This is a genomic window from Neisseria animalis (genome assembly GCF_900636515.1).
GTDB lineage: Bacteria > Pseudomonadota > Gammaproteobacteria > Burkholderiales > Neisseriaceae > Neisseria > Neisseria animalis.
The window spans coordinates 442,404-456,568 of the sequence record NZ_LR134287.1 but is presented as its reverse complement, the minus strand read 5'-3'; the positions used below and the strand labels follow the sequence as shown (position 1 = coordinate 456,568).

The 14,165-nt window shown below is 52.6% G+C and carries 11 protein-coding genes and 2 tRNA genes; 10 read left to right on the top strand and 3 right to left on the bottom strand.

Annotated features, from left to right (window positions below):
• Positions 1-79: 79 nt before the first annotated feature.
• Positions 80-373, top strand: coding sequence for a putative quinol monooxygenase (locus tag EL111_RS02180; RefSeq protein ID WP_123795640.1), 294 nt, complete (start codon positions 80-82; stop codon positions 371-373).
• Positions 374-413: 40 nt separating this feature from the next.
• Complete coding sequence (gene ilvC, locus EL111_RS02175) at positions 414-1,427, top strand: ketol-acid reductoisomerase (protein ID WP_123795641.1); 1,014 nt, start codon at positions 414-416, stop codon at positions 1,425-1,427.
• 475 nt (positions 1,428-1,902) lie between these two features.
• Here the strand turns inward: ilvC and lpxH are convergent, their stop codons facing one another.
• From lpxH to EL111_RS02160, 3 genes are all read right to left on the bottom strand, one after another.
• Positions 1,903-2,619, bottom strand: coding sequence for a UDP-2,3-diacylglucosamine diphosphatase (lpxH, locus tag EL111_RS02170; protein ID WP_123795642.1), 717 nt, complete (start codon positions 2,617-2,619; stop codon positions 1,903-1,905).
• A 282-nt stretch (positions 2,620-2,901) separates the two neighbouring features.
• Positions 2,902-2,976: transfer RNA gene (locus EL111_RS02165), tRNA-Glu, on the bottom strand.
• Positions 2,977-2,989: 13 nt separating this feature from the next.
• Positions 2,990-3,066: transfer RNA gene (locus tag EL111_RS02160), tRNA-Arg, on the bottom strand.
• 116 nt (positions 3,067-3,182) lie between these two features.
• On the opposite strand from EL111_RS02160, the gene EL111_RS02155 reads away from it, so the two are divergent.
• The 8 genes from EL111_RS02155 to coaE all read left to right on the top strand — a co-directional run bounded on the left by EL111_RS02155 (position 3,183) and on the right by coaE (position 14,156).
• The gene (locus EL111_RS02155; RefSeq protein ID WP_123795643.1) at positions 3,183-4,574 is read left to right on the top strand and encodes a 3'-5' exonuclease family protein; all 1,392 of its coding nucleotides are present in this window, start codon (positions 3,183-3,185) and stop codon (positions 4,572-4,574) included.
• Between the two features lie 135 nt (positions 4,575-4,709).
• Positions 4,710-5,564: a mechanosensitive ion channel family protein gene (locus tag EL111_RS02150; protein WP_123795644.1), complete on the top strand. Its 855-nt coding sequence runs from the start codon at positions 4,710-4,712 to the stop codon at positions 5,562-5,564.
• Positions 5,565-5,840: 276 nt separating this feature from the next.
• Complete coding sequence (locus tag EL111_RS02145) at positions 5,841-7,892, top strand: M3 family metallopeptidase (protein WP_123795645.1); 2,052 nt, start codon at positions 5,841-5,843, stop codon at positions 7,890-7,892.
• Between the two features lie 754 nt (positions 7,893-8,646).
• Complete coding sequence (locus EL111_RS02140; RefSeq protein ID WP_123795646.1) at positions 8,647-9,153, top strand: pilin; 507 nt, start codon at positions 8,647-8,649, stop codon at positions 9,151-9,153.
• A gap of 555 nt (positions 9,154-9,708) precedes the next feature.
• Positions 9,709-11,388: a type IV-A pilus assembly ATPase PilB gene (gene pilB, locus EL111_RS02135; protein ID WP_123795647.1), complete on the top strand. Its 1,680-nt coding sequence runs from the start codon at positions 9,709-9,711 to the stop codon at positions 11,386-11,388.
• 8 nt (positions 11,389-11,396) lie between these two features.
• On the top strand, positions 11,397-12,641 hold the full coding sequence (locus EL111_RS02130; RefSeq protein WP_269471079.1) for a type II secretion system F family protein: 1,245 nt from the start codon (positions 11,397-11,399) through the stop codon (positions 12,639-12,641).
• A gap of 1 nt (position 12,642) precedes the next feature.
• A complete protein-coding gene (locus tag EL111_RS02125) occupies positions 12,643-13,503 on the top strand; it encodes a prepilin peptidase (RefSeq protein ID WP_123795648.1) in 861 nt (286 codons plus the stop codon).
• A gap of 32 nt (positions 13,504-13,535) precedes the next feature.
• Positions 13,536-14,156: a dephospho-CoA kinase gene (coaE, locus tag EL111_RS02120; protein ID WP_123795649.1), complete on the top strand. Its 621-nt coding sequence runs from the start codon at positions 13,536-13,538 to the stop codon at positions 14,154-14,156.
• Positions 14,157-14,165 lie beyond the last annotated feature (9 nt).

Sequence of the window (14,165 nt, the reverse complement as noted above, 5' to 3'; positions counted from 1 at the left end):
TATCCATTTGCAGACGGCCTTTTGCAGGATTTTTACCGTAAACGCCGTCTGTAAAACCACCATTTCGGAGCATTGTTTCATGTCCAACATCAAAATTGCCGCTTTGATTACCGTCAAACCGGAATACACCGCAGAGCTGGCGGTACAGTTTAAAGAACTCGTCCGCGCCAGCCGTGCAGAAGAAGGCAACATCAGCTATGACCTGCATCAGGAAATCGGCAACCCGAACCGGTTTGTATTCTTTGAAAACTGGGCATCACAAGTCGCTGTGGACAGCCACAACGCCAGCGCGCATTTCCAAAACTTCGTGCAAGCCATAGACGGCAAAACCGATGCTTTGGAAATCGTCCTGCTGAACGATGTCTCCATCTGATTTTTTATCACCCAACAAACCCGTATTATAAGGAAACCAAATGCAAGTTTATTACGATAAAGACGCAGATTTGTCATTGATTAAAGGTAAAACCGTTGCCATCATCGGCTACGGCTCGCAAGGCCACGCCCACGCCGCCAACCTGAAAGACTCCGGCGTAAACGTAGTCATCGGTTTGCGTCAAGGCACTTCTTGGGACAAAGCCGTTGCCGCCGGCCACGATGTACGCACCGTTGCCGAAGCCACCAAAGCCGCCGATGTGGTGATGATTCTGCTTCCCGACGAAAACCAACCGGTTGTGTACAAAAACGAAATCGAGCCCAATCTGAAAGCCGGCGCCGCTTTGGCCTTCGCACACGGCTTCAACGTACACTACAACCAAATCGTTCCGCCGAAAAATGTTGACGTAATCATGGTTGCGCCAAAAGGCCCGGGTCACACCGTACGCAGCGAATACCTGAAAGGCGGCGGCGTGCCTTCACTGATTGCCGTTTACCAAGACAACAGCGGCAAAGCGCGCGACATCGCCCTGTCTTACGCAGCGGCCAACGGCGGCACCAAAGGCGGCGTTATCGAAACCAACTTCCGTGAAGAAACCGAAACCGACTTGTTCGGCGAACAGGCCGTATTGTGCGGCGGTGCGGTAGAACTGGTGAAATGCGGCTTTGAAACGCTGGTTGAAGCCGGTTACGCGCCCGAAATGGCTTACTTCGAGTGTCTGCACGAGCTGAAACTGATTGTGGATCTGATGTACGAAGGCGGCATTGCCAACATGAACTACTCCATTTCCAACAATGCCGAATACGGCGAATACGTTACCGGCCCCGAAGTCGTTACTCCTGCCACCAAAGAAGCGATGAAAAAAGCCCTGTACCGCATTCAATCCGGCGAATACGCGAAAATGTTCATTCAAGAAGGCGCAACCAACTACGCTTCAATGACTGCCCGCCGCCGTTTGAACGCCGACCACCAAATCGAAAAAGTCGGTGCACAACTGCGCAGCATGATGCCGTGGATTGCGAAAAACAAATTGGTTGACTTAGAGAAAAACTAATCTGTTCTCTCCAATCAAAAAGACCTGTCCGAATACTCGGGCAGGTCTTTTTTATATCTGATTCAAAAATTTAATTATTTTTCAATTATAGTCGAATAAAATAAGAATGAGACAGGGCAGCGAAGCCGCAGACAGTACACATAGTACGGCAAGGCAAAGCAACGCTGTATCATTCTTATTTTAAATGGCTATATTTTTCAATTATTTATCATCGAAAACCAATCCAAGCCGTATCATGCCGTCTGCAAATCCGGCCTTTCTCCATACCCCTGTTTTGCAGACGGCATGATATACCCGTTTCGATTCAAATGGCCAAAACAGCAAGCCGCAGGCAGCACAAAGTCATACAACCAAGCGCGGCAACACCCTCTCAAACCAAATCACCACACAACCAAACGCCATACAACCAAACACCATACAAAACAATACCGCCCTGCCCGCATTTCTTCCACACTGATTGTGTTTAACGCGCCAACTACCCGTCCAAACCGACAAATTCAAACTGCTTGCCATCATACCGCAAAATAGAAGGTTGGTCTTTCTTCCAGTCGCCCAACACAATCCGCTGCCACCCTGCTTCATGATGGATATTCTGGCGGTGGGTATGTCCGTGTATCAACAGCTTCACGCCGTATCGCCGCACCGTATCTTCAGTAAACTGAAGATTAACGTCCATAATCTCCGCCATTTTCTGCCGCTGCTCTTTTTGGCTGACCGCACGGATACGGTGTGCAACGGCCAAGCGCCAAGACAAAGGCAGCAGCAGAAATAATTTTTGCAGCCATTTCTGCTGCACTTTGCGGCGGAATGCCTGATAACGCACATCATCGGTACACAGCGTATCGCCGTGGCACAATAAAATCTTATTGCCGAACGCTTCGACAAGCTGATACTCCGGCAGCAGCGTCATTCCCGCTTCCACAGCAAAACGCTCACCAATCAGAAAATCCCGATTACCGTGGATAAAATAACACGGCACGTTTTGTTCCTTTAATTTGCAGACGGCCTGTTTGACCGCATCAATCACTGCCGACTGCTCGTCATCGCCAATCCAAAAATCAAACAAATCCCCCAATATATAAACCGCTTGAGCCGTACGCGCCCTGCCCGCCATAAAGCGGACAAACAAATCAGTCAGATCGGAACGCGCCTCGCTCAAATGCAAATCAGCAATAAAATAAATCGGTTTCATGATGATTCCTGTTAACAAAGCAAGCGGAAGAAATATAGCCGAATCGCACAACATGATACAGCATTGCAACACCCTGTCCACAGCAGGGGCTTGAGCAAACTGCCGGAGCAGCAAGTCCGCCGCCACATACTATCCGTACCGCCTGAGGCTTGGCCGCTTTGCCTTATTTGACACGGCTCAACGATTGCAGCCGGCCCGATGTTTGCCTATTGTAGGCCAATCTCCTGCCAAACAAAACGGCATAAAAAAATCCCTGCAAGCATTGCAGGGATTTTTGGAATTTGGCACGCCCACGGGGAATCGAACCCCGGTTACCGCCGTGAAAGGGCGATGTCCTAACCGCTAGACGATGGGCGCGGAAATTTTCAAATGGCGCACCCGGAGCGATTCGAACGCCCGACCCTCTGGTTCGTAGCCAGATACTCTATCCAACTGAGCTACGGGTGCGCTGTAAGAAAGATTGAATTATAGGGTTAGCGGAAAATCCTGTCAAGCATTAAACTGGAAAATTCTCAAAAAAAGTGTAGAATGCGCGTTTGCCTGTTGAATTTAAAGGAAAAGAAATGGCGCACAATTCGCGTTGGCCGAAGCTGGCTGCCGCTTCCGCCCGCTTCGGTCTGCCCGTCGCGGTTGTCGACTTGGAAACAACCGGCGGCAATTTCCAACAAGACCGGATTACCGAAGTCGCCATCATGCGTTTTGAGCAGGGCAAGGCAAAGCGATATGAATGGCTGGTCAACCCGCAGCAGCCGATTTCGCCCTTTATCGAAAACCTGACCGGCATTAATGATGCGATGGTTGCCGATGCGCCTTGTTTCCAACAGCTTGCCCCAAGCCTCCTGCCGCTGCTGCGCGGTGCGCTGCTGATTGCACACAACAGCCGCTTCGACCATACTTTCCTACGCAATGAGTTCCAACGCGCGGGCATTCCATTTTCCGCCCCTGCTTTGTGTACCGTACAGCTTTCACGCCGTCTGTATCCCCAGTTTCACAAACACAATCTCGACAGCATCATCGAACGCTTCCAGATTTCGGCAGAACAACGCCACCGCGCCATGACCGATGTCTTGGCTTTATGTGATTTTTTGGAACACAGCCTGCAGGAAAAAAACAGTACCGACTGGGAAAACCAATGCCGCGCCCTCATGAACCCGAAAATGCTGCCGACTTGGCTGCCCGATGCGCTGGCACAACAGCTATATGCCCTCCCAGACAGCGAAGGCGTTTTGGTGTGGCTGGATACATTCGGCCAAGCGCAGGCGGTTGAGGCACACAACCGCGCCTATTCGGAAACCGCCTCGCTGCTGCATTCCAAAAAAGTACCGCCTTATATGCAATCGGCCGCCTCCGTGCGCTTCCTGCCCGCGCTCGGTAGTCTGCATACCTTGTGGCTCAAAGCTCAGGCCATGCAGGAATACCGCATCATGCCCTCCGAATCTTTACGTACGTTCAGCACGGTACACTTCGCGCCCGATGAACACGGCGCATTACAAGCGCGGATTGTGCCGTTGAAAAACGGCAGCCGCCCCGTCCGCCCCTACGGTTTTTTCCTGCACAAAAAAGCCGCCAAACGCGCCTTGTCGGAGTGGGCGCACACACACCAGCTCTGCCCCGACACCTTGAACATTCTGCCGACCAACCATGCCAAAGGCGTACCCTGCCCCGTTCAGGCTGTCGGCCAATGCAACGGTGCCTGCCAAACTGCAGACGGCATCAGCCGTCAAAACGAACGCATCCGGGAGCTGGCGGTACTGCTGCCCGTTGCCGATTGGGGTCATGCACACGCAATCGAAATCACCGAGTCGAACCCCGTTTCCGGCAACAGCCTCACGTTCACCTGTGCCGGCGGTGCATTATCCCTCCCCGACGGAAGTTGGTATTTCGACGAAACGCTGCCGGGTATTCTGAAAAGCAAATTCAAACAAGGCCGTGAAGCGGTGCGAATCATTGCATAAGCCGTTTTACAGACGGCATGATGAAGGCCATACAGCGCCTTTCATACATTTTCCGGCCCGAACTGCTATGATTCCACTATAATAAACATCAATATTTCCCGAACAAGCCGTCTGCAAACCGGAGCTTTCCCAATCATGTGGCAAACCCTACAACAATGGCTGGCTGCCGTTCCCGTCAGCAGCGAGATTATCCAATCCGTACTGATGATTATTTCCCTGCTGGCATTACGCAGCATACTGCTGAGCGCGCATTTCCGCAGCCATCCCGAATTGGAATTAGAAAGCAAACGCCGCTCGCTGGTGGTCAGCCGCAATTTGACGCTGATTCTCATTTTGCTCGGGCTGGCCATGATTTGGGCCGCGCAAATCCAATCGCTCGCCTTATCCATGCTTGCGGTTGCCGCTGCCATAGTATTGGCCACCAAAGAGCTGATTATGTGTTTGTCGGGCAGTTTGCTCCGAGCGGTGACCAAACAGTATTCCGTAGGCGACTACATCGAAATCAACGGTATGCGCGGCAGAGTGGTCGACATCAACCTGCTGAACACCTTAATGATGCAAATCGGCCCCAATGCCTTAGTCGGCCAGCTTTCAGGGCAGACTCTTTCCTTCCCCAACAGCCTGCTACTGAGCCATTCCGTGCGGCGCGACAACATTCTCGGCCCCTTCGTTATCCATACCTTGGAAATCCCCGTACCCGTCCACTTGGATTCCGATGCCATCATTCCGCCGCTGAAAACCATTCTCGAGCCGATGTGCCAACCGCATATCCAAAATGTTTCCCGCTATCTGAAAAACGTCCAAACCGAAAAACTCTTCATCACCCCCGCCGCACAGCCGCGCATTACACGCGTACCGTTCGATGACAAAGTCTATAAAATCATCGTGCGCTTTGCTGCGCCGGTAGAAAAACGCTTGGAAATCCAGCAGGCGGTGCTGGACGAATTTCTGCGCGTACAATACCGCCTGCTGAACCCGAGCAGCAACTGAATACGCATTTTGCAGACGGCATAACCTCGCCGCGTACACAAAAATTAACGCAACAGCAGAGCTTAATTGCAAGCCCTGCACTTCCAATCTCCTCTTTCCGCCCCATATAGACCCCATCAGAGGGCAAAATATAGTCGAATAAAATAAGAATGAGACAAGGCAGCGAAGTCGCAGACAGTACACATAGTACGGCAAGGCAAAGCAACGCTGTATCATTCTTATTTTAAATGACTATACATTTGTTTCCTACCCCAACACACCACACAAAGGATTCCCATGACCGACAATATCCTGTTAAACCTCGGCGACGAGCCGCGTTTCGACGAAATCAAAACCGGACACATCAAACCCGCACTGCAAACCGCGATTGCAGAAGCGCGCGCGCAAATCGCCGACATTAAAAAAGAAGCCGATACCACTTGGCTCAACACAGTGGAACGCCTGACCGACATTACCGAACGCGTCGGCCGCATTTGGGGCGTGGTCGCGCATTTGAACTCCGTGGTCGACACCCCCGAACTGCGGGCGGTGTACAACGAACTTATGCCCGAAGTCACCCTCTTTTTCACCGAAATCGGCCAAGACATCGGATTGTACGAACGCTTCAAAGCCATCAAAGCCGCCCCCGAATTTGCCAAGCTGTCGGACGCACAGCAGACCAAACTCAACCACGACCTGCGCGATTTCGTATTGAGCGGCGCGGAGCTGCCGCCCGAACAGCAGGCCGAACTGGCGGCACTGCAAACCGAAGGCGCGCAGCTTTCCGCCCAATTCTCACAAAACGTACTCGATGCGACCGATGCGTTCGCCCTCTATTTCGACCATGCCGAACCGCTGGCGGGCATTCCCGAAGACGCGCTGGCGATGTTTGCCGCCGCCGCTGAAGCAGAAGGCAAAAACGGCTACAAAGTCGGCCTGCAAATGCCCCACTATATTGCCGTGATGACTTATGCCGACAACCGCGGTTTGCGCGAACAGATTTACCGCGCCTACGTTACCCGCGCCAGCGAATTGAGCAACGACGGCAAATTCGACAACACCGCCAACATCAACCGCACGCTGGAAATCGCGCTGCAAACCGCCAAACTCTTAGGTTTCCGAAATTACGCCGAATTGTCGCTCGCCACCAAAATGGCGGACACCCCCGATCAGGTATTGGCGTTTTTACGCAATCTGGCCGCCCGCGCCAAACCGTTTGCCGAAAAAGATTTGGCGGAAGTACGCACCTTCGCCGCCGAACACTTGGGCTTGGACGACCCGCAGCCGTGGGATTTGACCTATGCCGGCGAAAAGCTGCGCCAAGCCAAATATGCCTTCAGCGAAACCGAAGTCAAAAAATACTTCCCCGTCAGCCGCGTCCTGTCCGGCCTGTTTGCCCAAATCAACCGTTTGTACGGTGTCAACTTCATCGAAAAAAACGTACCGGTCTGGCATAAAGACGTGCGTTATTTCGAATTGGAAAACGGCGGCGCGATTATCGGCGGCGTGTATATGGACCTCTACGCCCGCGAAGGCAAACGCGGCGGCGCATGGATGAACGACTACAAAGGCCGCCGCCGTTTTGCAGACGGCGCGAAAGCCGGCCAAATCCAAACGCCGACAGCCTATCTGGTATGCAATTTCACCCCGCCCGTCGGCGGCAGGGAAGCACGTTTGAGCCACGACGAAATCCTGACCCTCTTCCACGAAACCGGCCACGGCCTGCACCACCTGCTCACGCAAGTGGAAGAGCTCGGCGTATCCGGCATCAACGGCGTGGAATGGGATGCGGTCGAGCTGCCGAGCCAGTTTATGGAAAACTTCGTCTGGGAATACGGCGTACTCGCCGAAATGTCTGCCCATGAAGACGACGGCGCGGCCTTACCGCGCGAATTGTTCGACAAAATGCTGGCGGCGAAAAACTTCCAACGCGGCATGTTCCTCGTGCGCCAAATGGAATTCGCACTTTTTGACATGCTGATTCACAGCGAAACCGATGCAGGCCGTCTGCAAAATTGGGCGGAGGTGTTGCAGCGCGTGCGCCAAGAAGTTGCCGTGGTTCAGCCGCCGGAATACAACCGCTTCGCCCAGAGCTTCGGCCACATCTTCGCAGGCGGCTATTCCGCAGGCTATTACAGCTACGCATGGGCGGAAGTGCTGAGTGCCGATGCTTATGCCGCCTTTGAAGAAAGCGACGATTTGCGTGCCACCGGCAAACAGTTCTGGCGCGAAATTCTGGCCGTGGGCGGTTCGCGCAGCGCGGCGGAATCGTTTCAGGCTTTCCGCGGCCGCGAGCCGAGCATAGACGCATTATTGCGACACAGCGGTTTCGACGGCGAAGCCGCATAACGTGAAATATAGTCATTTAAAATAAGAATGATACAGCGTTGCTTTGCCTTGCCGTACTATGTGTACTGTCTGCGGCTTCGCTGCCTTGTCTCATTCTTATTTTATTCGACTATAAAAGGCCGTCTGCAAAATCGGGTTTCCATTTGCAGACGGCCTTTTTTTGCTTTCAAACACATTTGGCACAGATTATGCTTCCCAAACAACAGCAGCTTTATCCATAGTAAAACAGCAAACCGAGTTTCATTATCAAAGCTATTGAAAAACCCAATCAGGTAAATTAAACTCAAGCCATACAAAAACCGATTAGGCCGTCTGCAAAACATCATGGTCGATAAAAATCATCATGCCGCCAGCCTGCAAAGCCGCAGACCGTAGATGAGTGCGACAAAGCGCGGCAACGCAGTATTATTTTTATTTTAAACAACCATACTGCCGGTTTTTGACACATTTTCAAACAAGCGACAATTTTTGTCACAATCTGACAACTGTTTACCCGGGCCGATGCCCGCCGCCACTCAAAAAAAAAAAAACGATTTTTTTATTATTAAAAACAAGTAGTTATAAAAATATTTTTCACATACCAGAACTTTGGCACGATAATTTCTTATATGTACAGTGTCCGATAAGGTTAAAACGGATAGCCCGTGTCGGAAGCTGTATATTCCTTCTAAAAGAGTCTTAACTCACTAAAACGCGCCAAACGCATTACGGATTATTTTTTAAAAACCAATAAGCGCACCCAACGGAGTATCACATGAAAGCTGTCCAAAAGGGCTTTACCATTATCGAGCTGATGATTGCCATCGCCATTGTCGGCGTTCTGACCGTCATCGCCCTGCCCGCCTACCAAGACTACACCGGCCGCGCCCAAGTATCCGAAGCGCTGTCTCTCTTGGAGGCGCAAAAATCGTCGGTAGTCGAATATTATTCGGATAAAGGCGAATGGCCGACCAGCAATTCCGAAGCAGGGATTGCCGAAAACATCGAAGGGCAATACGTTGCCTCGGTAAAAGTCGGCACAAACGGTACCATTACCGCCACCATGAAAAACAGCAACATCAATGTTGACATTCGCGGCAAAACTTTAGAGCTTACTCCCAATGCTCCCGCCACTACCACAACTGAAAGCGGCGCAACTTCCCGAGACGGCGCATTCACTTGGAAATGTACCCCGGGCGCAACCGATGGCGTAAACGAAAAATTCCTGCCATCTGCCTGTCGCTCAACCGGCGAAAATACCGCCACAACACCCGCTCCTTAACAAGCGGCAACCGATTTCTGTTTAGCAGTACCCTATAACAAAAGCAAACACGATTACGTGGAAAACCGGCAAAGGCCGTCTGAATTTCAGACGGCCTTTGCTGCATTTGCAGGCAGTAAAACACGGCTCAACCGTTTACCCGCCCGACCTTATTTTACCGCTCCGCACCACCGCAACCTTATAGGGAATTTTCAAGATTTCCACTATAATGAGACATAACCGTCAGCAAACTTAAAGACAGGCCTCAATACTGTGGCCACTTTATAGTCGAATAAAATAAGAATGAGACAAGGCAGCGAAGCCGCAGACAGTACACATAGTACGGCAAGGCAAAGCAACGCTGTATCATTCTTATTTTAAATGACTATATTTTGAAAGACGGATAATCCCTTATGCAGCAAACGGCCAGTACGCTGCCCGACCGACACATAAGGGATTGGATTAACCATACTGATTTTTTCATACCCAAACCAAGCAGAACGGCAGACAAACAGAGCCTGCCTCCGTAGCCAACGCCCTGCCCTCCCACAACGCCCAACAGAAACGGATTACATCATGAGCGTCGGATTATTGCGCGTGCTTTCCCAGCATCACGTCCTAACCGAAGAGCGTATCGGATACTACACAGCCGCCGCACAATCGGGCAGAGCGGTACTGCCCATGCTTTTTGCAGACGGCATCATCACACCGCGCGCGCTGGGAGAAATGCTTGCCGCCACGTTCAATTACCCGCTGCTCGACTTGCAGCACGTTCCGCGCACCCATATCCTGACCGACATCATTACCGAAGAGCAAATGTTGAAAAACCGCTGCGTACCGCTGTTTCGGCGCGGACACACGGTTTATCTGGCGGTTTCCGATCCTACGCGCATTCAGGATTTCCAAAAAATGGCGTTTGCCGCCGGCGAAACAATGGATTTGGTTATCGTGCGCGATGACCAGTTATCCGCCTTATTGGAATGGCTGGGGCAGCGTTCGACCAGCATTTTGCAAGAAATCCGCCACGAACAGGAAACGGTTCGCGGCACACAGATTTTATACATCGACAACGAAGAGGCCGAAGACGGCCCGATTCCGCGCTTTATCCATAAAACCTTATCCGACGCCATTCAGGCGGGCGCATCGGATATTCATTTTGAATTTTACGAACACATCGCCAGAGTACGTTTCCGCGTGGACGGCCAACTGCGCGAAGTGGTGCAGCCGCCTGTTGCCGTGCGCGGCCAGCTTGCTTCACGAATCAAAGTCATGGCGCATTTGGATATTGCTGAAAAACGTGTCCCGCAAGACGGCCGTATCCAAATTGCTTTTGAAAAAAACGGCCGTCCGATAGACTTCCGTGTCAGCACTTTGCCAACGCTGTTTGGCGAAAAAGTCGTGATGCGGATTTTAAATTCCGATTTGGGCGATTTGAATATCGATACCTTGGGCTTGGAGCCGTTTCAAAAAGATATGCTGCTCGATGCCATCGGCCGTCCTTACGGCATGGTGCTGGTTACCGGCCCGACCGGTTCCGGCAAAACCGTATCGCTTTATACCTGCCTGAACATTCTGAATACGGAGAAAGTCAATATCGCCACGGCTGAAGATCCGGCAGAAATCAACCTGCCCGGCATCAATCAAGTCAATGTCAACGACAAACAAGGACTGACGTTCGCCTCCGCGCTGCGCGCTTTCCTTCGCCAAGACCCCGACATCATCATGGTAGGGGAAATCCGCGATTTGGAAACTGCCGACATCGCCATCAAAGCCGCGCAAACCGGCCACATGGTGTTTTCCACCCTCCATACCAACAATGCGCCCGCCACTTTGTCGAGGCTGCTGAATATGGGCGTTGCCCCGTTCAACATCGCCAGCTCCATCAGCCTGATTGTGGCGCAACGCCTGCTGCGCTGCTTATGCCCGCACTGTAAAAAAGCCGTTGCCCGTCCGCCTAATACCGTATTGAAGCAGGCCGGATTTACCGATGAAGACTTGCAGCAGCCGTGGACGCTGTACCGCCCTGCCGGTTGCGAATCCTGCCGCGGCAGTGGTTTCAAAGGGCGTATCGGCGTATATGAAGTCATGCCGGTCAGCAAGGAAATGCAGCATGTCATCATGGATAACGGCACGGAAGTGGACATCACCAATCTGGCTTATCAGGAAGGCATAGTAGACTTGCGCCGCGCCGGTTTGCTGAAAGTCATGAGGGGGCTGACTTCGCTGGAAGAAGTAACCGCCCGTACCAATGATTGAGGTTTGCCATGTCCCGCTCCCATAAAACACTTGCTGCTTTTTTCAGCATGGGCGGAAAAGACCGCCGCTTTGCCTTTGAAGGCAAAAATATTTATACCGACCGTCTTGTCCGCGGCGAAGTTGTGGCGGCAGATGAAGAGGAAGCCCGCAAAAAGCTGCAACGACGCGGTATCCGCCCTTTGCGTATCGACAAGGTAAAAACCGTCCGCACACGCAAGATTACGCAAGAAGACATTACGGTTTTTACCCGCCAACTAGCCACCATGATGAAAGCGGGGCTGCCGCTGCTCCAAGCATTCGACATCATCGCACGCGGCCACTCCAACCCTGCGGTCACGCAAATGCTGACCGGTATCCGCACCGATGTGGAACAGGGCAGCTCTCTTGCCGTATCGTTTGGCAAATATCCGAAATATTTCGACCGTTTTTACTGTAATCTGGTTGCAGCAGGTGAAACCGGCGGCGTATTGGAAACGCTGCTCGACAAGCTGGCAACTTATCGTGAAAAAACGCTGGCCGTCAAAAGAAAAATTAAAACCATGATGATTTACCCGATGGCGATTCTGGTGGTGTCGTCAGGCTTGGTGTTTGTCATGATGCGCTTCGTATTGCCTGCTTTCAAAGAAATCTATACCAATATGGGCGCGCAACTGCCGCTGTTGACGCAATATGCCATCAACCTTTCCGATTTTGTGGTCGAATACGGTTGGCTGCTGCTGGTTGCGACCATTGTTGCCGGCGTGTCGCTGTACCGTCTGCATGAAAAATCATACAGCCTGCAAAAGCGCACCGATGCCTTGCTGCTGCGGACACCACTGTTCGGCAGCATTGTCCGCAAAGCCGCCATCGCCCGCTGGTCGCGTACTTTATCGACGCTCTTTGCCGCCGGCGTGCCGCTGGTAGAGGTTTTGGACTCGGTTGCCGCCGCTTCGGGCAATCTGCTGTACGAAGAAGCCACCCTCGATATTCGGGCGCAGGTAACACAAGGCTTGTCGCTGGCTTCCAGTATGCAGCCAACCAATATGTTTCCCAATATGGTGGTGCAAATGGCGGCGGTCGGGGAAGAATCCGGCGCGTTGGACGATATGCTCAACAAAGCCGCCGAATTTTATGAAGACGAAGTGGACAATCTGATTTCACGGCTTTCCGCCCTGATTGAACCGATTATCATGATTGTCATCGGCGTAACCGTCGGTATCCTGCTGATTGCCATGTATCTGCCCTTATTGAATTTGGGCAAGGCGGTAGGCTGATATGTGGACATTCGATATCTATACGCCGTTTATCGTACCTGCCGCCGCCCTGCTCGGTCTGCTGTTTGGCAGCTTTTTAAACGTGGTTATCCACCGCATACCCATCATGATGGAGCGCGATTGGACGCTGTTTGCCAAAGAGCATCTCGGCCTGAAGCCGTCTGCAAAAGAGCAGCAGCCGTTTAATCTGATGAAGCCGGATTCGCATTGCCCCGAATGCGGAGAAAAAATCAAAGCACGGCACAATATTCCCGTCATCAGCTATCTGCTGCTCGGTGGCAAATGCAGCCTATGCCGTACGCACATCTCCCTCCGCTATCCGCTGGTCGAACTGCTGACCGCTGCGGCGTTTGCCGTCGTAGCATGGCAATACGGAGCAAGCTGGATTACGCTCGGCGGCTGGGTATTCACCGCTTTTCTCATTGCACTGGCCTTCATTGATGCCGATACGCACTATCTGCCCGATTCGCTTACCCTGCCGCTGGTTTGGCTGGGGCTGCTGTTTAATTTTGCAGACGGCATGGTAGCGCTGCAATCCGCGGTACTCGGTGCTGTATGCGGCTATGCCTGCCTGTGGTTGCTCTGCGCCGCATACAGATTGCTGACCGGCCAAACCGGTATGGGCAACGGCGATTTCAAACTGCTCGCCGCATTGGGCGCATGGCTGGGGGTCGGCGTATTGCCCGTGTTGGTGTTTGCCGCCTCGCTCATCGGCATTATGGGCGCGGTGTTAACGAAAACCGCCAAAGGGCAGGCTTTCGCCTTCGGCCCCAGTCTGGCATTGGCTGGCTGGATTATCTTCATTGCCTACGAACCGCTGCAACAGCTTACCGACTGGTGGCTGAATGCCTCGGGGTTGTAGCCATTCTTCCCATATCATAAAGGACGGCGGATATGACCGTATGGATAGGACTAACCGGCGGAATCGGCAGCGGCAAATCCCAAGCTGCCGCCGAATTTGCCAAACTGGGTGTGCCGCACATTGATGCCGATGCCGTCAGCCGCAGCCTGACTGCAGACGGCGGCGCAGCATTGCCGGAAATCCGCCGCCTGTTTGGCGAAGCGGTATTCTGCGAGAACGGCAGCCTGAACCGCACCGCCTTGCGCGACTTGGTTTTCAGACGGCCCGAAGCCAAAAAACAGCTTGAAGACATCATGTTTCCGCTGATTTTGTCGGAAATATGCCGTCTGCAAACCTGCTCCCGCGCTGTTTACGGAATCCTCGACATACCGCTCCTGATCGAGCAGCCCCTGTTTCGGGCATTGGTACACCGCATACTGGTAATCGATGTTTCCGAGGACACACAAATCCGCCGCGTACAGTCGCGCAGCGGTTTGAAAGAGGCCGAAATCCGCCGCATTATTGCCAACCAAGCGCCGAGGAGGCAACGCCTGCTGCACGCCGACGACATTTTGTGCAACGAAGGCAGTACGGCGGATTTGGCGCAGAAAATACAACGGCTGCACCACTTTTACCGCCACTTGAAACAAACGGCCGGCTGCCGTATCCGCTGATTTTACAGA

Bases quoted from the DNA above. Each gene is read 5' to 3' on its own strand.
- EL111_RS02180 (WP_123795640.1), top strand. From the start codon at position 80: ATGTCCAACATCAAAATTGCCGCTTTGATTACCGTCAAACCGGAATAC.
- ilvC (WP_123795641.1), top strand. From the start codon at position 414: ATGCAAGTTTATTACGATAAAGACGCAGATTTGTCATTGATTAAAGGT.
- lpxH (WP_123795642.1), bottom strand. From the start codon at position 2,619: ATGAAACCGATTTATTTTATTGCTGATTTGCATTTGAGCGAGGCGCGT.
- EL111_RS02155 (WP_123795643.1), top strand. From the start codon at position 3,183: ATGGCGCACAATTCGCGTTGGCCGAAGCTGGCTGCCGCTTCCGCCCGC.
- EL111_RS02150 (WP_123795644.1), top strand. From the start codon at position 4,710: ATGTGGCAAACCCTACAACAATGGCTGGCTGCCGTTCCCGTCAGCAGC.
- EL111_RS02145 (WP_123795645.1), top strand. From the start codon at position 5,841: ATGACCGACAATATCCTGTTAAACCTCGGCGACGAGCCGCGTTTCGAC.
- EL111_RS02140 (WP_123795646.1), top strand. From the start codon at position 8,647: ATGAAAGCTGTCCAAAAGGGCTTTACCATTATCGAGCTGATGATTGCC.
- pilB (WP_123795647.1), top strand. From the start codon at position 9,709: ATGAGCGTCGGATTATTGCGCGTGCTTTCCCAGCATCACGTCCTAACC.
- EL111_RS02130 (WP_269471079.1), top strand. From the start codon at position 11,397: ATGTCCCGCTCCCATAAAACACTTGCTGCTTTTTTCAGCATGGGCGGA.
- EL111_RS02125 (WP_123795648.1), top strand. From the start codon at position 12,643: ATGTGGACATTCGATATCTATACGCCGTTTATCGTACCTGCCGCCGCC.
- coaE (WP_123795649.1), top strand. From the start codon at position 13,536: ATGACCGTATGGATAGGACTAACCGGCGGAATCGGCAGCGGCAAATCC.